Raw genomic sequence first — 20,544 nt, 5'->3', positions numbered from 1 at the left:
TTTCTCGAATCCGCCCTGCGAGACGCCGGAGGCTCATGACTGTCACCGGCCAGTGCAGAGCGGGCGGGCGGCCCTACGAGCTCTCCGCCATACACCACGAGTGTCGATGATGGTCTTTCCGGCCAGCAGCTCGGGGTCCAGGTCACGGAACTCGCGGTGCTCCACCAGAAGGAGCACCACCTCGGCCCGGGCGATCGCCTCCCGGGCCCCGGTCATCCGCACCGAGTCCAGGTCCTTGAGCTCGCTGGGCAGCTCGAAGACGTTCGGATCGACCACCAGGATCGCCGCACCCGGCGTCGAGAGCGCGAGCTCGCGAACAATCGCCAGCGCCGGAGACTGCCGCAGGTCATCGACGTCGGCCTTGAAGGTCAGTCCCAGCGCCGCCACTGTTGGGGATTCCCGACCCTCCAGGGCCTGGCGCACCCGTCCGATCACGTACCCGGGCTTGGCGTCATTGACCTGCCGCGCCGTGCGGATGAGGCGCGCCTCCTGCGGTGCGGCGGAGACGATGAACCAGGGGTCGACTGCGATGCAATGGCCGCCCACTCCCGGTCCGGGGCGCAGGATGTTGACGCGCGGGTGGCGGTTCGCCAGGTCGATGAGCTCCCACACGTCAATGCCCATCCGCTCGCAGACGACGGAGAGCTCATTAGCAAAGGCAATGTTGACGTCGCGAAAGGAGTTCTCTGTCAGCTTGGCCATCTCCGCGGTCCGGGCATCGGTGAGGACCAGGTCGCCTGTGCAGAACACGGCATACAAGGCCCGGGCCCTCTGGGCGGCCTGAGGAGTCAGGCCGCCGATGATCCGGGCGTTGGACACCACCTCCGCCATGGTCCGTCCCGGCAGTACGCGCTCAGGGCAGTGCGCGAAGTGAATCACGGCCCGCCCGCCGCTGCCGTCCAAAGACAAGTCCGGGCGCCGCGCAAGGATGGTCGCGGCCATGTGCTCGGTAGTTCCCGGAGGCGATGTGGACTCCAGGATGACGAGCGCATTACTCGCAAGCCTTGGGGAGATCTGCCGCGCTGCCGCCTCGACGCAGGACAGGTCCGCCTCATGGTTCTCACCCGTGAAGGGCGTCGGTACAGCGACGATGTAGACGTCCGCCCGAGGAGTCTCAGCCCGGGCTCGCAGGCGACCGGCCGAGACCTGGGCGGCGACCACCTCCCCCAGGCCCTCCTCGGCGAAGGGCGGCTCGCCCCGGTTGACGGCCTCGACGCGCTCCGGAGTGACGTCGACTCCGGCTACGTCCAGGCCGGCCCTGGCCAGAATCGCCGCTGTCGGCAGGCCGATGTGTCCAAGGCCGATCACGGCAACAGCGGGCATGGTTTCCAGTCCGAGATTCATTTAGTGAACCGCTTCACTTACGGGGGAATGACGAGGGCGACATCAGCTGACGATCGCCGGCAGCAGCTCGACGGCACCGGGGTGCTGCTCGAGGTAGTCGTTGACCGTGTCCGTGGCGAAGGCCTGGAACAAGGGGGCGTCCGCATCCGGGTCGAGCTTGACAGTCGACTGGCCATCAGGGGACCTCCCGGTGCCGTTGGTGGGCACCGTCATGAAGTTGATGTCGTTGCTGCGCAGACCGTTCAGGCCCAGGGCGAGGCTCTGCATCTCATCGATGGTGAAGGACTCATCCACCGCAACCGTCTGGGTGGCGGTCTTGAGGAAGGAGTAGAGCCTGGTCGGGTTGGACAGCGTCCCGCTGGTGAGAGTCTGCCGGACAATGGCGCGCATCCACGTCTGCTGGCGCTTGACGCGATCGAAGTCGCCGCCCGGCAGGGACTTCCGCTCACGGGTGTAGGCCAGCGCCTGCTTGCCGTTGAGGAGCTGGGCGCCGTCGGGGAACTTCGTGCCCGCGAGGGTCTGGGGCTCCTTGAGGTTGATGATGACGCCGCCGAGCTCGTCGGTCAGGTTCTGGAACGACTCGAAGTCCGCGATGACGAAGTGGCTGATCCTGATGCCCGTCAGGTTCTCGACCGTCTGGATCGTCAGCGACGGCCCGCCGTAGGAGTACGCGGCGTTGATCTTCCCGTCGCCGTGCCCGGGAACGTCCACCCAGGAGTCGCGCGGAATGGACATGACGGAGACGTCCTTCTTGTTCCCGCTGATCTGCATGATCATGATGGCGTCCGTGCGCTGCGCGCCGGCCTCCCACTGGGAGGGGTCACCGGCGCTGGTGCGCGAGTCCGTCCCCAGGACGAGGATGTTCGTGGCGGCCTCCCGGCCATCGGCCACCTGCTGCTCCGGGGCCCGTGTGGGGATGCTGGAGAAGGGGTCCCCGATGGTCTCCAGGCTGGAGCTCAGTGAATGACGCACCCACAGGGCGAGACCGCCGGTGGCCAGGGTCAGCACCAGGAAGATCGCGAGGACGGAGAGCAGCGCGGCCCGCCACCCCCGCCCGGGACGGTGGGGGCGCCCGCCAGAGGGCTCGTCTTCCTTGTTCTCCCGCTCCTCCGATGCGGGCGCGTCCTTCTTCTCCGTCGCCGCGGAGCCGGTCGTCGAGGGGCCAACGGCGTCGGCGTTGGCAGGAGGAGCGTCATCAGAGAGGTCTGAGGAGGAAGTCTCCGCCTTGTCTACCATGTGGCTATGCCACCACATGGCCGGGCGCCCTCGGAGCAGGTGGCCGGACTTCCGAGGAATCCTCACATAAAGAGTCCGAAACTGTGACTATACTGTGACTATTCATAAAGCGGCCACCCGAGTAAGACCCGCCGGTGCAGCCCCGACGATGCCCCTCACCGCCGTCGATACCAGTGTTTGCAAGCCTCATGCGTGTGCGTGGCTCCGCCGGCGCCACGCGGTCCCTCCCGCCTGCCGGCCCCGAGGGGGCGGGAGTGACCGCGGTACAGTCATCTTTATGCGCATACCTGGAGCCTGGACGGGCATGCGGGCCGGAGCCTGCATGGTGGCCCTCGCTGCGGGTCTGGCAGCCTGCGCCGAGGTGGATCTGGACAACCTCATCGGTTCATCACCCGCCCCCACGCCCACCGTCGTCGTCATTCCCACGGGCATGGTCATGCCCACCCCGGTGCCGACGGAGCAGTCCACGGTCGCCTCCTCCGTCACCGTCGCCTTCCCCGAGATCGCCGACTACACCATCGAGGCCGACCCGTCCCCGGCCGCGACGGACTCGGATGCGACGACGCAGTCGCAGACCTACTCCTCGCGCACCACGATGTGCTCGGTGACCATCACGACGACCACCAGCTCACAGCTCGTCGTCACCGGGGGCGATGACCGGCTGCTCTCCACGAGCTGGGCCGACGAGATGGGCTCGGGCTACCAGTCCTACAAGGAGACGAGCAGGCTCGAGCTCACCGGCGTCAACGGGGAGACCTTCTACGCGGGGGTGGCCACGGCCTTCAGCGCGAGGGTCTCCGGCTCGGACATCACCGGCAAGGCCTTCGTGCGGGCATGGTCCGCCGACGGCGTCGTCCTGTCCGTCACCGAGGTGTGCCAGAAAGGCGCTTTCGACGACGACGCCTGGGAGGCCGTCATGCAGGGCATGACCATCTCGGGGCTCTCGGGCTCGTCGCGCTGGCCCGGTGGTGAGCCGACCTCGCGTGCCACAAGTGCCGTGCCGTCGGCGACGCCGCAGCCCACCCGCTGAGGCCGCCCGGTTACTGCTGGTCCGGGTCGGCCGGGGTGACAGGCGAGCCCGTATCGGGGTTGATGGGCTGCTCCGGGTCGGGAGCGGCAGACGGCTCCGGATCGGGGGCGGCGGGCGGCTCCGGGTCGGCGGGGGCCGGCTGCTCCGGGGAGCCGCCGGCCCCAGGGCCTCCCGTGTCGCCGGAGGCGCCCGGACCCGGCGCGGGCTGCGATCCGGTTCCCGGGTCGGCCGGGGCCTCGTCCGCTCCCGCATCCGCCGAGGTCCCCGGATCGGTGCCGCCGGCGTACCCGGTCTCGCCGTCCTGTCCCGCTCGGGCGGCATCGCTCGTCGCAGGGACCTGGTCGTCATCGGAGGCGAGCAGCCGGGAGGCGACGGCGACCTCGGCGGCCTCGACCGCCGAGGTGTAGTCGGCCAGCGCGGTGTAGATGCCGTCAACGCTGCTGCCCCTGAGCGCCTCGTCAAGGGCCTTCCTCTTGGTGCTGATGCTGCTCGTCTCTTCGCCGGTCATCGCCGACGCGATCGCGTCGGTCCTGGTCTTGAGATCGGCCGAGGCGCGCCCGGCCTCGCTCCTGGCCCGATTGAGGGCGGCCGTTCCCGTGATTGCGGCGCGCTGCTCCTGAGCCGCCGTCACGGCCGCCTCGAAGGCGCTGCCGTGAGAAGCAGAGGCGGCATCTGTCGCCTGCGTCAGGAAGGCGGAGACCTCCGAGTCGGTCAGGGGATTGTCCGTGAGACCGGTGCTGCAGCCGGACAGTCCGAGGGTCAGCATGAGAGTGCCGATGCGGGCGACGCGACGAGTACGGCGAGTATGGGGAGTACTCATGACACTAATGTAACGATGCGATAATGGTCCTGCACAGGGCCCCGGCGCGAGATCACTCGCACGACCCCGCGCCGGGGAGACCGCGGAGCTCCGTCTGAGAGGCCCCGGACCTGAAGCGAGAGCGTCAGGGGGCGTCCCCGGCAGCGGTCGCGCTGCCGGGGACGACGAGGCCCGACGCCATCTGGTCTCAGCGGGCCACGGAGCCCTCGGTGTAGTCCTTGTCGATGTCGGAGCGCCAGGCGAACATGGCGCGGACCTCCCGGCCGGTGGCCTCGATCGGGTGGGCCTCGCCCTCGGCGCGGAGCCTCTTGAACTCCGGCGCACCGGCCGCCTGGTCGTCCATGAAGCGCTTGGCGAAGGAGCCGTTCTGGATGTCCGCCAGGACCTCCTTCATGTGCTCCTTGACGTCGGGGGTGATGACGCGCGGACCGGAGACGTAGTCGCCGTACTCGGCGGTGTCCGAGCAGGACCAGCGCTGCTTGGAGATGCCGCCCTCGTTAATGAGGTCCACAATGAGCTTCATCTCGTGACAGACCTCGAAGTAGGCCATCTCGGGCTGGTAGCCGGCCTCGACGAGCACCTCGTAGCCGTACTGGATCAGCCTGGACAGCCCGCCGCACAGGACGTCCTGCTCGCCGAAGAGGTCGGTCTCGGTCTCCTCGCGGAAGGTGGTCCTGATGGCGCCGGCGCGGGTGCCGCCGATGGCCCTGGCGTAGGACAGGACGAGCGGCCAGGACTCGCCGGAGGCGTCCTGCTCGACGCACACGAGCACGGGAACTCCCCGGCCGGCCTCGAACTCGCGGCGCACCGTGTGCCCGGGACCCTTGGGGGCGACCATAATGACGTCGATGTCCTGCGCGGGCTTGATGTAGCCGAAGTGGATGTTGAAGCCATGGGCGAAGAGCAGCGCGGCACCGGGCTTGAGGTTCGGCTCGATCTCGCTTCGGTACAGCTCGGCCTGGACCTGGTCGGGGGCCAGTACGGTGACGACGTCGGCCCAGGCGACCGCCTCGGCGATCGGCTTGACAGGCAGACCCGCCTCCTCGGCCTTGGCGACGGAGCGCGAGCCCTCACGCAGACCCACGACGACCTCGACTCCCGAGTCGCGCAGGTTCAGCGCGTGGGCGTGGCCCTGGGAGCCGTAGCCGATGACGGCGACCTTCTTGCCCTGGATGACGGACAGGTCGGCATCGTCGTCGTAGAACTTCTCAGCTGCCATGATGGAATCTCACTTCTCCTTGAGTTGATCTGTGATGGACCGCGGCCCGCGCGTAATGGCGACGGCACCGGACTGGACGATCTCCTTGACCCCGTAGGACCCCAGAGACTCCAGCAGCGCCCTGACCTTCGACTCCGAGCCGACCGTCTCGATGACCACCGAGGTCGGGGACACATCGACGACGTGGGCGCGGAAGAGGTCGACGATCTGCAGCACCGCGGTGCGGTTGGAGTCGTCGGCGCGGACCTTGATGAGGAAGAGCTCTCGGCCCACGGAGGTGGCCGGGTCGAGCTCGACGATCTTGAGCACGTTGACCAGCTTGTTGAGCTGCTTGGTCACCTGCTCCATGGCCGGCCCCTCGGCGTCGGCGATCACCGTGATGCGCGAGACCTCCTCGTGCTCGGTGGGGCCCACGGCCAGGGAGTGGATGTTGAAGCCGCGGCGGGTGAACAGGGCCGACACGCGCGTGAGCACGCCGGGCTTGTTCTCCACCAGGACGGACAGCGTGTGCTTCTGGCTCACGGTCTCACTCCTCTTCCCACGCCGGGCTCATGCCCCGGGCGTGCTGGATCTCGTCGTTGGACACGCCCGCGGCCACCATCGGCCACACCTGCGCGTCCGCGGAGACGATGAAGTCGATGACGACCGGCCGGTCGTTAATGGCATTGGCCTGGGCGATGACGTCGTCAACGTCCTCCAGCCGCTCGCAGCGCAGGGCGACGGCGCCATAGGCGTCGGCCATCTTCACGAAGTCGGGAATGCGCCTGGTGCCGGCCCCGGTGTGCAGGTCGGTGTTGGAGTAGCGCTGCCCGTAGAACAGGGTCTGCCACTGCCGCACCATGCCGAGCGAGGAGTTGTTGATGATCGCCACCTTGATGGGGATGTTGTTCAGCGTGCAGGTGGCCAGCTCCTGGTTGGTCATCTGGAAGCAGCCGTCGCCGTCGATGAGCCAGACCGGGCGCTCCGGCGCCGCCTCCTTGGCCCCCATGGCCGCCGGCACCCCGTAGCCCATGGTGCCCGCGCCCGCGCTGGTCAGCCAGGAGTGGGGCCGGCGGAAGTGCAGGAAGTGGGCCGCCCACATCTGGTGCTGGCCGACCCCGGTGACCCAGATGGTGTCTTCGCCGGCGGCCCTGTCCAGGTGGGTGATGACCTCCTGGGGCTGGAGGAGGCCATCGTCGGTGTCGGTCCAGTCCGTGGGGTAGGTGGCGCGGATGTGGGCGACCTCGGTGAGCCACTGGTCGATCTCGGTGCGCGGCTCCTCGGCGAACTGCGCGCGGCAGGCCGCGGTCAGCGCCGGGACGACGTCGGTCAGGTCGCCGACGATCGGCACGTCCGCGGTGCGGACCTTGGAGATCTCGGCGGGGTCGATATCGGCGTGGATGACCGTGGCGCGCCGCGCGAAGGTATCGGGCCTGCCGGTGACGCGGTCGTCGAAGCGGGCGCCCAGGGTGACGACGACGTCGGCGCGCTGGAGGGCCCCGACGGCCGCCACGGTGCCGTGCATCCCGGGCATCCCGAGGTTGAGGGGGTGGTCGGTGGGCATGACGTCGAGCGCCGTGAGCGTCGTCGTGAAAGGGGCGCCGATGAGCTCGATCAGCTCGGCGAGGCGGTCGGTCGGGACGCCCGCCCGGTTCAGGCCGCCGCCGAGGTAGAGCACGGGCCGCTCGGCGGCGCCGATGACCTCGGCGGCCTGGGCCACACGGCGCTGGTTGGGCCTGCCCGGCAGCGTGTAGCCGCGCAGGTCGAGCCTGGTCGGCCACCGGAACTCGGTCATGCCCTCCTGGGCGTTCTTGGTGACGTCGATCAGGACGGGGCCGGGACGGCCGGTGGAGGCGATGTGGAAGGCCTCGGCGACGCGAGCGGGAATCTCCTCGGGCGTGGTGACGAGGAAGGAGTGCTTGACGAACGGCATCGTCGCACCAATGATGTCGGCCTCCTGGAAGGCGTCGGTGCCGATCGCCCGGGTGCCGACCTGTCCGGTGATGGCCACCATCGGCACAGAGTCCATATGGGCGTCGGCGATGGCCGTGACCAGGTTGGTGGCGCCGGGCCCGGAGGTGACCACGCACACGCCGGGCCGGCCGGTGACCATGGCGTATCCCTCGGCAGCATGTCCCGCGCCCTGCTCGTGGCGCACGAGCACATGGCGGATCCTGGTGCTGGCGAGCAGCGGGTCGTAGAAAGGCAGGATGGCTCCACCGGGCATGCCGAAGATGTCGGTGACGCCGACCTTCTCCAGCGCGCGTACGAGCGCCTGCGCCCCCGTCATCAGCCGGCGGTTCTGCGGTTCCTGGGCCGAAGGAGCGTTGCGGCGTGGCATCCTCCGCCCTCCTCTCTGTGCGATCTGCGCGATCGGAATCGGCCCTGCGGCCGAGATGAGGCCAACCGTAGGTGGTCTCAGGATGCGAGTCGAATGGTCGAGGCCCTTGTCTCATATGATGGAATCACGGACTGGTCGAGGACGCGTTCTCGAAGTGGGGCCGGCGTCCTTCCCGAGGCAGGGGCATGGTGACGCAGGTCCTCCGGCACGGGAGCTAGACTGGTTCTTTGTCAGCACCTACTCTTCCGCTGCGCACCGACGAGCAGCGGCTCCGGAAGGCTTCTCACCCGTGCTCATCGGTCTCCTTCACCACCTGTCCAAGAACCCGGTTCTTGTCCTGTTCCTGCTCATCGGGCTGGGCATGCTCGTCGGGCACGTCAAGGTCAGGAGCGTGAGCCTGGGCGCCGCCGCCGTGCTGTTCGCCGGTATCGCCCTGGCGGCGGTCGGGGTCTCCAAGGGGGTCGACCTCGAGATTCCCGCGCACCTGGGGACCCTGGGCCTGGCGATCTTCACCTTCGCCATCGGCATCCAGTCCGGCCCCAACTTCTTCCACGTCATCCGCACCGCCGTCGGACCGCTGGCCCTCATGCTCGCCTTCTTCATCCTGGCCGCGGCCGCGGGCGTCGGCGCCGGACGCGCCCTGGGCATGAGCGGCCCCATGATCGCGGGCACCTACGCCGGCGCGCTCACCAACACCCCCGCCCTGGCGGCGGCGGGCAGTGCGGCCACGCTCGCCGGGGATCCCGACGGGGCCGCGATCGCCACCGTTGGCTACGCGGTGGCCTACCTCTACGGCGTCATCGGCATGCTCTTCTTCTGCCTGATGGCCCTGCGCTACCGCCGCAGCGACAAGGACGCCCCCTCCCCCCTGGTCAACCGCACCATCCGGGTGGAGCGCTCCGACGGACCCATGATCGGAGACATCTCCGAGACGATCTCCGGGGAGCTGAAGTTCTCCCGCCTGCGCCGCGGCGAGCAGGGCCCCATTACGCGCCCGGCCCGCGAGGACAAGCTCTTCAAGGAGGACCTGGTCACCGTCGTCGGAACCCAGGAGGCCGTCAACCAGGTCATCACGGCCCTCGGTCACGGCTCCTCCCACTCCCTGATCGAGGACCGCAAGTACCTCGACTTCCGCAGGATCACGGTCTCGGACCCCAAGCTCGCCGGCCACACGGTCGCCGAGCTGGACATCGACCACAAGTTCGGAGCCACCATCTCCCGCGTCCGCCGCGGCGACACCGACATGGTGGGGACCCCCGACCTGGTCCTCCAGCAGGGCGACCGGGTGCGGGTGGTCGCGCCCACGGGGCGCATCGCGGAGATCTCGAAGTTCTTCGGCGACTCCTCCCGCGGCCTGTCCTCGATCAACCCGGTCGCTCTGGGCATCGGCATGGCGGTGGGCGTCGTGATCGGCGAGTGGAAGATCCTGACCCCCACCGGGGCGACCTTCTCCATCGGCTCGGCCGCGGGCACGCTCATCGTCGGCCTGATCTTCGGCAAGATCGGCCGCATCAAGGACTTCGTGACCGCCATGCCCTTCACCGCCACAGCGGTGCTCAGCGAGCTGGGGCTGCTCATCTTCCTGGCCCAGGCGGGCACGAGGGCCGGCGGGCAGATCGCCAACGCCTTCACCGGCGGCGACTGGTGGAAGATCCTCGTCACGGGCTTCGTCATCACCACCATCGTAGGCCTGGGCCTGTACGCCTCCATGCGGTGGATCGTGAAGATGGGCGGCACGCGCCTGTCGGGCCTCCTGGGCGGTGCGCAGACCCAGCCCGCTATTCTCGCCTTCGCCAACGAGCGCACCGGCGCCGACCCGCGCGTGGCCCTGGGCTACGCCATGGTCTACCCGGTCGCCATGATCGTGAAGATCTTCATCGCCCAGGTGCTCGGCGGCCTGTGACTGGCGGCCCGCCGCGCACGACGACGGCGGGCCGGCCTCACCGCGGTGGGCCGTCGGCGGCCCGCGGGGCCGCCTCCCACCGCGGGTCGGCGACGACGCCGCGCTCGACCAGCCCGGGATCTGCCGAGACGGGGGTGCGGGGCTTCGGCCAGCGACGGTCCTCGCTCCCCCACCACGGCATGTGCCCGACGTACCCGTCAACCGGCGGAGTGGGGCGGTCGGGCTCGAACCCGAGGTCGGTCGGCGTGGGCTCGATGCGGTCGGTGAGGAAGTACTTGTCGCGGTCATCGCAGTGCGCGCGCACAATGGTGCGGAACTCGCTCATCTCGAAGTACAGGGCGTTCGTCACCGGGTTGCGCCGGTGGCGGATGATGCGCGAGAGCCACCAGACGAACAACGCGACATTGGCGGCCAGGGCGATGGCCGCGCAGGCGATGTTCGCCGTGGGGTTCATCGTCGCGAAGTTGAACATCCGCGAGGGCGGGACGAGGACCTCGGGGAGGATGTTGTTCGCCGCGATCCAGAACATGAGGGTGAAGCACCGGAACCAGATCCACTGGCCCTTCGCCCAGGTGAAGGCGGGGATGGTGCATGCCAGCAGCAGGGCCAGGGTGCAGTACCAGGTGTAGTCGGCCAGCGAGTTGTAGAGGAAGGCGTGGTTCCACAGGTCGTAGGCGACGACCCACGGCCACACCATGTCCGCCCAGATCAGGCCGCGGACCTTCTGCCTGCCCGGAGAGGTGACGATGATCTTGCCCAGGCCCGTGATCGTGATGATGTTGAGCAGACCCGCCGCCGCCGACAGCAGGTTCCAGTACCCGCCGATGGTCCTGAACCCGGTCTCGGGGTCGACGCCGATGCCGCGCTCGCGCATGTTCGCCGCGACGCCCTCGTACCACTCCTGGGAGTGGAGCCGGCCCGCGACGTCCCTGGCCTCGGGCAGCCCCGCGATCATGTCGATCGTGTGGGTGTCGTTGACGTGCTTGAGGCACTGCCAGTCGGCCCCGCACGAGTAGTAGGAGTCGGCGTTGAAGAAGATCGTCAGGTCCCGGACGTTGGCCTCCATAATGTTGACGGCGAGACCGATCCACAGGGCGACCCCCAGCCAGATGGCGTAGCGGTGGGCCTCGACCGGGCGGCGCTTGGCGTAGACGAGCACCGCGCCCGTCATCGTCGCGGTGAGGACCATGATCGCGTACTTGCCGAACGGGAACCACCCGACCATCGGGGTCCCGTGGATCCATGCGTAGGGCATGAGGGCGATGCCCCCGACCGTCCACAGCGCGAAGACCGTCCAGCTCCATCGACGGTTGACCTCGGCGACGACGACCTGGGCGCCGAAGACGGCCAGCCAGATCAGGTAGACCCCGGGGCTGCCGAGCTCCCACAGGAACAGTGAGTCCATAGAGCACCTTCTTCTTTGAAAGCGGTACGGGATGGGCGGTGGTCGATTATAGTTTTCCCACAAGGATCACACGAGTGATCATGTGCATTGCACGGGCGCAACCTGCGCAAGGAGGCGCAGGCCGCGCCCGTGCGTGATCCGCCGGTCCGTCGGACGCGGCGGGGGGAGGACGAGTCGAGATGGGTTTCGCACGTGGCACGAGGGCCCGCAGGGCCGTTTCGCTCGCGGGCGCTGTCGCCGCCGGTGCGCTGGGGGGCATGTACGCCTTCAGCCAGCTGTCCGGCAAGGCGACCGAGGAGGAGCAGGCGTGGCGCTACCCCGGTGACGACCTCATCGACACCAACTACGCGAACGCCTACTCCTCGACCTACGCCATCGACATCGACGCGCCGGCCTACGCGGTGTGGCGCCTGCTCAAGCAGATCGGCGCCGACAAGAGCGGCTCCTTCAGCTCGGAGTTCCTCGAGCGCACTTTCGCGCGCCTGCCCTTCTTCAACTCCTACGAGATCCAGGAGGAGTTCCAGCAGCGCGACTCGCTCATGCCCGGCGACATCGCGGCCTTCGACTACCACGGCATGTCGATGGAGTGGGCGGACGTGGTGCCGGGCAAGTACCTGGTGCAGTGGGTCGACACGAAGAACCCGCCGCGGGCGCCCGGCTCCTATGCCTTCCGCTTCCCCACCATGACCCACTTCGCGGCGGCGTGGTGCTTCTACATGGTGCCGCTCAAGGACGGCGGGACCCGCCTCATCAACCACTGGCGCATCGGCTATGAGCCCCGCACGGCCCTGCAGAGCGTTCTGAACTGGGTCAATATCGAGTTCATCGGTGGCTGCATGACGCACATGCAGAACATCTACCTCAAGCGCGTCCTGGAGTTCCGCAAGAAGCAGCACCTGACGGGCCGCCTCATGCGCGGCGTCCTGGGCGGCCGCTTCCTGCCGACCTCCACGCCCGCGGGCCGCTACGACGGCACCCCGCTCTTCGAGGACACCTACACCCAGTGGTTCCGCTACGGCCGCCGGAACCCGGCGGTCGCGGAGATCCGCCCGCCGGTGACCGACGACCCGCACTGGCCCCCGCTCGGCCCGTCAACGCCGTGGTCCGGGATTATTGACGAGGACTACTTCGACGGGTGGAGCGAGCCCGAGTTCTCCTGGGAGGAGCAGATCCGTCAGAAGACCGAGCGCACCTACCTGCCCGGCTGGGGCAAGGGGCGCTGACCATGGGGAGAGTCGTGCCCCCCGACTACCCGACGCTCTTCCTCTTCGAGACCGGCCAGTGGTGGGACTACGCAATGCTCGCCCTCGTCATCGCGGCCCTGACGCTCACGGCGTGGCTGGCCCAACGCAGCATGTGGGTGGTGCTCGCCGTCTTCGTCGTCATCCCCGTGGGGCTGACGCTCTTGTGGTGGCCGACATCGACGGCCGGCACGAACTCGGCCGGCTGGTTCCCCGTGGTCAAGCAGTACTCGGCGCTGGCCGGCAGCCTGAGCCTGGTCGCCCTCCAGGTGGTCCCGCGCCTGCGACGCAACCGCTGGTACCTGCTGATACCGCCGCTCATTCTCGCCCTCAATATCGCCGAGGCGGTCGTGCGCGACTTGCAGTGCTACTCGATCCACGGAATGGATCCTTCCCAGGGGATGGTCACCTGGGGAGGGCCGTGGAACATCCTCAACGGCGTCGCCGGCATCCTCAACCTGGCCATGATCTCGGGGTGGATCGGCATCTTCGTGTCGAAGGACCGCAAGCGCGCCATCGTGTGGGGCGACCTGACGATCTGGTGGATTATCGCCTACGACCTGTGGAACTTCGCCTACGTGTACAACTGCCTGGCGGACCGGGCCTGGTACTCCGGGCTGGCGCTGCTCGTCTCGTGCACGATCCCGGCCTTCCTCCGCTTCGGGCGGGGGTCGTGGATCCAGTACCGGGCCTACACGCTCACCTTCTGGAGCGCCGTGGTGCTCACCTTCCCGCACTTCATGCAGGACTCCATGTTCGCCCACCGCAGCTCGCACAACCCGGCGGCCCTGCTCACCGTCTCGGCGCTGGCCCTGGCTGTCAACGTCGGCGTCTTCATCCGCCACGTCCACCGCATTGTGCGCCTGCGGCGCAATCCCCTCACCCAGGAGGTCTACTCGGACACGCCGACCTGCATCCAGTGGGTGCGCGACATGGCCGGGGAGGAGGACAAGGAGCTCATGGCCGCCCGGCTGGGGAAGACCCCGGCCGAGGCGGGGTACCTGTAACCGCCGTCGCGGAGTCCTTCTCCGCCTACACTCGGTGTCATGTGCGACACGACAACTCCTTCAGGAGCCCGTGGGCGCCCCCGGGCCGGGAGCACTGAAAGGCTAGCGACATGACTATTGAAGCGGTCCTCGGGGACATTACGCGCGAGCGCACCGACGCGATCGTCAACGCGGCCAACTCCGGCCTGCTCGGCGGGGGCGGCGTCGACGGCGCCATCCACCGGGCGGCGGGTCCGCGCCTGCTCCAGGCCTGCCGGGAGCTGCGCCGCACCAGTCTGCCGAACGGCCTGCCCGTCGGCGAGGCGGTGGCCACGCCCGGCTTCGACCTGCCGTGCCGGTGGGTCATCCACACGGTCGGCCCGAACCGCCGTGCCGGCCAGACGGACCCCGCGCTGCTGCGCTCGGCCTTCACCAGCTCACTGCGGGTGGCGGCCGAACTCGGCTGCGCGAGCATCTCCTTTCCCGCGATCTCAGCCGGTATCTACGGCTGGGACGCCCGCGACGTCGCCCGGATCGGCGTCGCCGCCGCCCGCGACGTCGTCGGGCCCCGGGAGGGCCAGCACTCTGCCGGCACGTCCGTGGAGCTCATTCGATTCGTCCTGTTCGGCGAGCGCCTCCTGAAGGTCTTCGAGGCCGAGCTCTCCTGTGACCCGCTGCTTTAGCACCCGCCCGTCGCCCTGAGCTCCTTCACCGCCCCCGTCAGCGACGTTCTCAGGCCGAGCTCCTCCGTAGTAGGGGAGAAACGGCAGCCGCCCGGGGGGCCGCCGGCCCCCGAGGATGATGCGCGCCACCTCCCTGTCCTGTCGAAGACGAAGCGGAGGTGACCAGGCACTCAGCCTCTCGAAGGGCGCGAGGATATCGATCTGCTCATTGAGCACGATCATGGGGACCATCTTCTGTCCCGTTCTCAAGGCTCTTGGAGTTGGAGCCTGAGGTGAACGATGACCGCGCGCCCGTAGGTAGCGGTCCGCGACCGCCATTGCGACGCGGGTGCACAGTGCCAGCCTCCTGCCGAGGAGAGCGCGCCTGGGTGAAGAAGGGCCGCGGAAGTACTGGAAGGGCCCCGAGGCGATCAGCAGTGTCGGGGTTGAGGGGGCGAGATGCTGCTCCAGTCGAGCCCGAGTACGTCGGCGGCGATGAGCGCACCTACCGCCCCGCCCCCGCCCGGAGGCGAATGCCCGCCTCATCTGGCCGGGTTGCGGTACCGGGCCACAGAGACCATGTGGCCGTACTCCGACGACGAGTCGTCGAGCAGGCCGGTGGGAATGGCGTCGGTGAGTGAGAGGGCGGCCCCATCGCGGAAGTACTCGGGGAAGCGCCTGAAGACGCAGACCCGAGCCGCCAACGGGATGAACAGGGTGTAATGCGACTCCCCGGAACATCGAATGCGGCCGGCCGCGCCGGGCCTCGGACCCGACGTCGTCGGGCGGCGGCGCGGAGCCGGGTCGAGGATCTCAGCGGTGGTGCAGCTCCGAGGCGCTCCCGTGGGACTCGGGCAGGACGATGTGTCCGGAGGTGGCGACGTCGTGGCGCCAGTTGCGGTCGGTGAGGATGCGCGCGACTGCGAGGCCGACGCCGATCGCCGTGATGACGAAGAAGACCTCGGCCAGGTTCCCGGCTGCCTGCCCGACGGCGATGTTGGCCTCGACGGTCTGGTTGTTGAGCGCCGAGATCGCGCGGTAGAAGGGGACTCCCGGAATCATAATGACCACCGCCGGCACCGACAGGGCGACGCGTGACAGGGAGGCGCGCGAGACGAAGAGCTGGGCGAGCAGACCGATCGTCACAGCGGCGAGACCCACGGCGAGCTGCCATGGCACATGGAAGTCGATGAGCACGAGCCGAGCGGTATTGGCCATGGCGCCGACGATGGCGGCCAGCAGCGACGCCTTTGTTCTGGCATTGAAGAGCATGGCGAAGCCGTAGGCAGCGATGAAGGAGCAGAAGCACCGCAGTGCGTGCAGCAAGAAGCCGGTGGGGACGGCGGTGTCGGTGGCCTCGACCTCCCAGTGGACGAGGAAGGTCACGGTCCATACCGACACGCCTGCCGCAGCCATGACGACGAGGACGTAGGCCGCGCGGGACAGCGCGCTGGAGAAGTCCTGGCGCGCCAGGTCGAGCATGGAGGTCACCATGGGGAATCCGGGGATGAGGAACAGGATCGAGGAGATGATTCCGCCCTGGTGATCGCCCGCGACGGCGCCGGTGACGTGAAGCAGGCTCACAATACTCATATAGACGCCGGAGGCGACAACACCGCACACCATCCAGGTGAAGAAGTGCTGGTACTGGCGCACGAGCATCTGGCGCCGCACGAACTGGCCGAGGAAGGCAGCGATCAGGACCGAGAGGCACTCGACCCATCCTCCCTGGTTGAGGAAGCAGAATCCCGCACAGGCCACGCCGGAGGCAGCCGCATTGGTGAAGGCCCCGTAAACGGCCCGCATGCCCTCGATCTCGTCGAGCTTCTTATCGAGGTGCTCCACGGTCTCGTGAGCCCGCAGGTCGTGCACGATCCGCCGGAGGGCCTCAAGGCGGTCCACGTTCACGCCGACGCGACGCACCTCGCAGGTCTCGGTGCGGAATCTCTCGCCGACGAAGGAGGAAGTGACAAGCTCTGTCATCGTCACGGTGGCCTCGTGCCGGTCCAGTCCGACTGCCGAGGCGGCCCTGGCCATCGATGACTTCACGCGGTACGAGCCTGCGCCGCTGGCGAGCATGAGGCTGCCGAGGCGAAGCACGACCGCGGACTGCTGCATGAGCCGATCTGCGCCGAGCTCCGGCTCGGGATGGTTGGGGTCGTATGGGACATCGGAGTTCACGTGGCAATGGTGACGCACTCCGATGGCGCCATGCACGGCCTGAAGGCCCACGGAGCGATCCGCGCACTGTGACGTGCATCCGGGCGCCCTATCAGGTATCCGGTCAGCCATTTGGTCGGCCGTCCGGTCGCCCCGGGGCACCGCACCGCCGAAGATCGGTTCAGCGCCACTTCCGGATGGCTGAGGACGGGAAGAGAAAGATGGCCGGCTCCCCGGATCTGAGTCCGGGGAGCCAGCCATCTCTTGTGTGGTCTCGGCGGTGTCCTGCTCTTCCGCGTCTGGTTGGGCGCAGTACCATTGGCGCTGGGGGTCTTAGCTTCCGGGTTCGGGATGGGTCCGGGCGTGTCCTCCCCGCTGTGGCCGCCGAGGGGTCTGTGGTGGGGTGCGTGTCGTGGTTGTCGTGGTGTGGTTGTTGTCGTGTGGTTGTGGTGGTTGTTGTGGTGTGGTTGTGGTGGTTGGTGGGTTGTGGTGGGTGGGTTGGTTGTGGGCCGTATAGTGGACGCGGTGTGTTTCCCTGGTGTTTGGTCCCCTCCCTTGTGTTTGTGGGTCTTGGCCCGTGGGTGGGGGGTGTGGGTGTGTTTGTGTTGGCCTGTTAGTACCAGTCGGCTGCGCCCGTTGCCGGGTGTTCACGTCTGGCCTATCGACCCAGTGGTGTTCTGGGGGCCTTCCAGGAGGTGTGCTCCTGTGGAGACCTGGTCTTGAAGGTGGTTTCCCGCTTAGATGCTTTCAGCGGTTATCCTTGTCCGAACGTGGCCAACCAGTGGTGCCCCTGGCGGGACAGCTGGCGCACTAGAGGTTCGTCCGTCCTGGTCCTCTCGTACTGGGGACGGGTCTTCTCAAGTCTCCTGCGCGCGCAGAGGATAGGGACCGAACTGTCTCACGACGTTCTAAACCCAGCTCGCGTGCCGCTTTGATGGGCGAACAGCCCAACCCTTGGGACCTGCTCCAGCCCCAGGATGCGACGAGCCGACATCGAGGTGCCAAACCATGCCGTCGATATGGACTCTTGGGCAGGATCAGCCTGTTATCCCCGGGGTACCTTTTATCCGTTGAGCGACGGCCCGCCCGCGCGGGGCCGCCGGATCACTAGCTCCTGCTTTCGCACCTGCCCGACCTGTCGGTCTCGCAGTCAAGCCCCCTTGTGCGCTTGCACTCGCCACCTGGTTGCCGACCAGGCTGAGGGGACCTTTGAGCGCCTCCGTTACTCTTTGGGAGGCAACCGCCCCAGTTAAACTACCCGCCAGGCACTGTCCCTGGCCCGGGTCACGGGCCGAGGTTCAGGCGCACGCCACGGCCGGAGTGGTATCTCAACAACGACTCCGCCGCCGCTGGCGCGGCGGCATCACGGTCTCCCACCTATCCTGCACGGGCCGTGGCGGACGCCAATACCAAGCTGTAGTGAAGGTCCCGGGGTCTTTCCGTCCTTCTGCGCGTAACGAGCATCTTTACTCGTAGTGCAATTTCGCCGAGCCCGTGGTGGAGACAGCGGGGAAGTCGTTACGCCATTCGTGCAGGTCGGAACTTACCCGACAAGGAATTTCGCTACCTTAGGATGGTTATAGTTACCACCGCCGTTTACTGGGGCTTGAACTCACCCCTTCGCCCCGTGAAGGGGGCTGAGGGATCCTCTTGACCTTCCAGCACCGGGCAGGCGTCAGTCCGTATACATCGCCTTGCGGCTTCGCACGGACCTGTGTTTTTAGTAAACAGTCGCTCCCCCCTGCTCTCTGCGGCCCTTCCCCCCAGCCCGCGCGGGGCCTCAGGGGTCGGGCCCCCCTTCTCCCGAAGTTACGGGGGCAATTTGCCGAGTTCCTTCACCACGGTTCGCTCGCCCGCCTAGGCATACTCTGCCGGACCACCTGTGTCGGTCTGGGGTACGGGCGGCCCGCACCATCGCGTCGAGGCTTTTCTCGGCACCTCAGGATCACCCTGCTGTCCCCCGCCGCGCCGCGGCGGGGTCACCATCACGCCTCGCCCCCGCCCCCCCGGTAGGGGGGGCAGGCCCCCGGATTTGCCTGGGGGCCGGGCTGCGCGCTTGAACGGGCCAAGCCATCAGGCCCGCCGGGCTACCACTGTGCGTCACCCCTGTTAACACGCTTGCCTACCAGCACGGAGGACCCCCAGACCACCCGCCACAGGCCCCCGGGGACGCCCGAAGGCGACCCGCGGACCGTCTCGTGGCCGGCGGCGTGGGTTAGCACCCGCGCGTCAGCATGGTCGGTACAAGGCCGGTACGGGAATATCAACCCGTCATCCATCGACTACGCCTGTCGGCCTCGCCTTAGGTCCCGACTCACCCAGGGAGGACGAACCTGCCCCTGGAACCCTTGGTCTCTCGGCGCCGGGGACTCCCACCCCGGTCTCGCTACTCATGCCTGCATCCTCGCTCCCGCACCGTCCACCCGCGGGTCACCCCCGGGCTTCACCCAGCGCAGGACGCTCCCCTACCACCCGCCCCCGCACCTGAGCAGGGGGGCGGGTCCGCGGCTTCGGCGGCGCGCTTGAGCCCCGCTGAATTGTCGGCGCACGACCACTCGACCAGTGAGCTATTACGCACTCTTTCAAGGATGGCTGCTTCTAAGCCAACCTCCTGGCTGTCACCGCAGCCGCACATCCTTTCCCACTTAGCGCACGCTTAGGGGCCTTAGCCGACGGTCCGGGCTGTTTCCCTCTCGACCACGAAGCTTATCCCCCGCGGTCTCACTGCCACGCTCCACCCGCACGGCATTCGGAGTTTGGCTGACCCCGGTAACCCTCACGGGCCCCTCAGCCACCCAGTAGCTCTACCTCCGCCGGGAAGCACGCGACGCTGCACCAAAATGCATTTCGGGGAGAACCAGCTATCACGGAGTCTGATTGGCCTTTCACCCCTACCCACAGCTCATCCCCCCGGTTTTCAACCCAGGTGGGTTCGGTCCTCCACGCGCTCTTACACGCGCCTCAACCTGGCCATGGGTAGATCACCCCGCTTCGGGTCCGCACCACGCAACTCCACCGCCCTGTTCGGACTCGCTCTCGCTACGGCTCCCCCACACGGGTTAACCTCGCCACGCAGCACGACTCGCAGGCTCATTCTTCAATAGGCACGCCACCACCCCACCACCCCCCGGCGGCGCACAGCCGCAGCACAAGGAGGACGGCAGGGCCCTGACGGCTCGCAGGCGCCCGGTTTCAGGTACTCTTTCACTCCCCTCCCGGGGTACTTTTCACCATTCCCTCACGGTACTCATCCGCTATCGGTCACCAGGAGGTATTCAGGCAGCCAAGCGGTCTTGGCAGACTCACACAGGATTCCACGAGCCCCGTGCTACCACGGGAACACGCCCACACGCCACCAGCCAGGTTCCGCCTACAGGGCTCTCACCCGCTACGGCCCGCCGTCCCAGACGGTTCAGCTACCCAGCCAGCACAACGCCCCCCACCACGGCGGCAGCAGGAAACAGGCACGCCCCAACAACCCCGCCGCCGCAACCCCCGCCGGGTCTCGCACGACAACGGTTTAGCCATCATCCGCTTTCGCTCGCCACTACTCACGGAATATCCTCTCCTACGGGTACTGAGATGTTTCACTTCCCCGCGTAACCCCCCGCACCCTACACAAATCAGGCACGAGTGACGCGGCACGACCCGCGCCGGGTCCCCCCATTCGGACACCCTCGGATCACAGCCCGCCAGCCGGCTCCCCGAGGCTTATCGCAGGCCACCACGTCCTTCATCGGCCCCTGATGCCAAGGCATCCACCGAACGCCCAAAAAACAAGCACAACCCAACAAAACACACAAAGAACAAAGATACTCGCGTCCACTATACAGATCACAACCAACCCGCCCACACCAGCCAGCCACCACCCACCCACCACCCACCCCAGGGGCCCCCACCAGCCACAAAGCCGGCAGGAACCACAACAGGCAGACAGCAGCAGGCAACCAGCCAGCCACGACAGAGCCACCAACGGGACGCACCGCCCCAGAACCCGACAGCGCACCCCCACCAGCCCCCCGCCCCCACCAGCACACGCACGCACGCACGCACCAGCAGACAGCCACAGGCAACCAGCAGACACCCCGCACACCACAGCAGCCACACACACAGCGCAGCACACACCACAGCACACAGGACGCGTCCCCCGCACCACAGCCAACCCACCAGGAACCACCCAGCACACACCAAGCAGCCCCCGCAACCAGCAGACAGACC

Annotated in this window: 14 protein-coding genes and 2 rRNA genes; 5 read left to right on the top strand and 11 right to left on the bottom strand. The window is 67.8% G+C overall.

The features are described from left to right. Positions 1 to 42 precede the first annotated feature (42 nt). Positions 43 to 1,323, bottom strand: coding sequence for a UDP-N-acetyl-D-mannosamine dehydrogenase (wecC, locus tag AIF0345_RS06250; RefSeq protein ID WP_285297677.1), 1,281 nt, complete (start codon positions 1,321 to 1,323; stop codon positions 43 to 45). Between the two features lie 63 nt (positions 1,324 to 1,386). Then, positions 1,387 to 2,580, bottom strand: coding sequence for an LCP family protein (locus tag AIF0345_RS06245; protein WP_285297676.1), 1,194 nt, complete (start codon positions 2,578 to 2,580; stop codon positions 1,387 to 1,389). Between the two features lie 277 nt (positions 2,581 to 2,857). On the opposite strand from AIF0345_RS06245, the gene AIF0345_RS06240 reads away from it, so the two are divergent. After that, complete coding sequence (locus AIF0345_RS06240; protein ID WP_285297675.1) at positions 2,858 to 3,610, top strand: gametogenetin; 753 nt, start codon at positions 2,858 to 2,860, stop codon at positions 3,608 to 3,610. Between the two features lie 10 nt (positions 3,611 to 3,620). On the opposite strand, the gene AIF0345_RS06235 is transcribed toward AIF0345_RS06240, so the two are convergent. The 4 genes from AIF0345_RS06235 to AIF0345_RS06220 all read right to left on the bottom strand — a co-directional run bounded on the left by AIF0345_RS06235 (position 3,621) and on the right by AIF0345_RS06220 (position 7,969). After that, positions 3,621 to 4,430 carry a hypothetical protein gene (locus AIF0345_RS06235; protein WP_285297674.1) on the bottom strand — a complete coding sequence of 270 codons (810 nt, stop codon included), beginning with the start codon at positions 4,428 to 4,430 and terminating at the stop codon, positions 3,621 to 3,623. A gap of 187 nt (positions 4,431 to 4,617) precedes the next feature. After that, complete coding sequence (ilvC, locus tag AIF0345_RS06230; RefSeq protein ID WP_285297673.1) at positions 4,618 to 5,649, bottom strand: ketol-acid reductoisomerase; 1,032 nt, start codon at positions 5,647 to 5,649, stop codon at positions 4,618 to 4,620. Between the two features lie 9 nt (positions 5,650 to 5,658). After that, entirely contained in the window at positions 5,659 to 6,171 is a 513-nt protein-coding gene (gene ilvN / locus AIF0345_RS06225; RefSeq protein ID WP_285297672.1) for an acetolactate synthase small subunit, read from the bottom strand. 4 nt (positions 6,172 to 6,175) lie between these two features. Beyond that, on the bottom strand, positions 6,176 to 7,969 hold the full coding sequence (locus AIF0345_RS06220) for an acetolactate synthase large subunit (protein ID WP_285297671.1): 1,794 nt from the start codon (positions 7,967 to 7,969) through the stop codon (positions 6,176 to 6,178). Between the two features lie 289 nt (positions 7,970 to 8,258). Here AIF0345_RS06220 and AIF0345_RS06215 point away from each other — a divergent pair, with 289 nt between their 5' ends. Next, positions 8,259 to 9,872: an aspartate:alanine exchanger family transporter gene (locus AIF0345_RS06215; protein WP_043563097.1), complete on the top strand. Its 1,614-nt coding sequence runs from the start codon at positions 8,259 to 8,261 to the stop codon at positions 9,870 to 9,872. A gap of 37 nt (positions 9,873 to 9,909) precedes the next feature. On the opposite strand, the gene AIF0345_RS06210 is transcribed toward AIF0345_RS06215, so the two are convergent. Then, on the bottom strand, positions 9,910 to 11,277 hold the full coding sequence (locus tag AIF0345_RS06210) for a DUF5692 family protein (RefSeq protein ID WP_285297670.1): 1,368 nt from the start codon (positions 11,275 to 11,277) through the stop codon (positions 9,910 to 9,912). A 257-nt stretch (positions 11,278 to 11,534) separates the two neighbouring features. Here AIF0345_RS06210 and AIF0345_RS06205 point away from each other — a divergent pair, with 257 nt between their 5' ends. The 3 genes from AIF0345_RS06205 (at position 11,535) to AIF0345_RS06195 (ending at position 14,187) form a co-directional block, all read left to right on the top strand. Further along, complete coding sequence (locus tag AIF0345_RS06205) at positions 11,535 to 12,500, top strand: hypothetical protein (RefSeq protein ID WP_268918620.1); 966 nt, start codon at positions 11,535 to 11,537, stop codon at positions 12,498 to 12,500. Positions 12,501 to 12,502: 2 nt separating this feature from the next. Next, the gene (locus AIF0345_RS06200) at positions 12,503 to 13,525 is read left to right on the top strand and encodes a DUF5692 family protein (protein WP_285297669.1); all 1,023 of its coding nucleotides are present in this window, start codon (positions 12,503 to 12,505) and stop codon (positions 13,523 to 13,525) included. Between the two features lie 110 nt (positions 13,526 to 13,635). Then, positions 13,636 to 14,187, top strand: coding sequence for an O-acetyl-ADP-ribose deacetylase (locus AIF0345_RS06195; RefSeq protein ID WP_043563105.1), 552 nt, complete (start codon positions 13,636 to 13,638; stop codon positions 14,185 to 14,187). Between the two features lie 521 nt (positions 14,188 to 14,708). Here AIF0345_RS06195 and AIF0345_RS06190 read toward each other — a convergent pair. From AIF0345_RS06190 to AIF0345_RS06175, 4 genes are all read right to left on the bottom strand, one after another. After that, the gene (locus tag AIF0345_RS06190) at positions 14,709 to 14,870 is read right to left on the bottom strand and encodes a hypothetical protein (RefSeq protein WP_156966737.1); all 162 of its coding nucleotides are present in this window, start codon (positions 14,868 to 14,870) and stop codon (positions 14,709 to 14,711) included. 109 nt (positions 14,871 to 14,979) lie between these two features. Further along, the gene (locus AIF0345_RS06185; protein WP_268918621.1) at positions 14,980 to 16,284 is read right to left on the bottom strand and encodes a threonine/serine exporter family protein; all 1,305 of its coding nucleotides are present in this window, start codon (positions 16,282 to 16,284) and stop codon (positions 14,980 to 14,982) included. Between the two features lie 314 nt (positions 16,285 to 16,598). Then, a 5S ribosomal RNA gene (gene rrf / locus AIF0345_RS06180) occupies positions 16,599 to 16,715 on the bottom strand. Between the two features lie 204 nt (positions 16,716 to 16,919). Further along, positions 16,920 to 20,111, bottom strand: a 23S ribosomal RNA gene (locus AIF0345_RS06175). Positions 20,112 to 20,544: the final 433 nt, after the last annotated feature.

The organism is Actinomyces israelii, from assembly GCF_030253495.1.
Taxonomy (GTDB): domain Bacteria; phylum Actinomycetota; class Actinomycetes; order Actinomycetales; family Actinomycetaceae; genus Actinomyces; species Actinomyces israelii.
This window is presented reverse-complemented; position numbering and strand designations above follow the sequence as displayed.

What these genes read in the sequence shown, in the direction of transcription:
- AIF0345_RS06220 (WP_285297671.1), bottom strand. Translation starts at nt 7,969, where the DNA reads ATGCCACGCCGCAACGCTCCTTCGGCCCAGGAACCGCAGAACCGCCGG.
- AIF0345_RS06200 (WP_285297669.1), top strand. Translation starts at nt 12,503, where the DNA reads ATGGGGAGAGTCGTGCCCCCCGACTACCCGACGCTCTTCCTCTTCGAG.
- AIF0345_RS06185 (WP_268918621.1), bottom strand. Translation starts at nt 16,284, where the DNA reads ATGCAGCAGTCCGCGGTCGTGCTTCGCCTCGGCAGCCTCATGCTCGCC.
- ilvC (WP_285297673.1), bottom strand. Translation starts at nt 5,649, where the DNA reads ATGGCAGCTGAGAAGTTCTACGACGACGATGCCGACCTGTCCGTCATC.
- wecC (WP_285297677.1), bottom strand. Translation starts at nt 1,323, where the DNA reads ATGCCCGCTGTTGCCGTGATCGGCCTTGGACACATCGGCCTGCCGACA.
- AIF0345_RS06245 (WP_285297676.1), bottom strand. Translation starts at nt 2,580, where the DNA reads ATGGTAGACAAGGCGGAGACTTCCTCCTCAGACCTCTCTGATGACGCT.
- AIF0345_RS06210 (WP_285297670.1), bottom strand. Translation starts at nt 11,277, where the DNA reads ATGGACTCACTGTTCCTGTGGGAGCTCGGCAGCCCCGGGGTCTACCTG.
- AIF0345_RS06195 (WP_043563105.1), top strand. Translation starts at nt 13,636, where the DNA reads ATGACTATTGAAGCGGTCCTCGGGGACATTACGCGCGAGCGCACCGAC.
- AIF0345_RS06205 (WP_268918620.1), top strand. Translation starts at nt 11,535, where the DNA reads ATGTACGCCTTCAGCCAGCTGTCCGGCAAGGCGACCGAGGAGGAGCAG.
- AIF0345_RS06235 (WP_285297674.1), bottom strand. Translation starts at nt 4,430, where the DNA reads ATGAGTACTCCCCATACTCGCCGTACTCGTCGCGTCGCCCGCATCGGC.
- AIF0345_RS06240 (WP_285297675.1), top strand. Translation starts at nt 2,858, where the DNA reads ATGCGCATACCTGGAGCCTGGACGGGCATGCGGGCCGGAGCCTGCATG.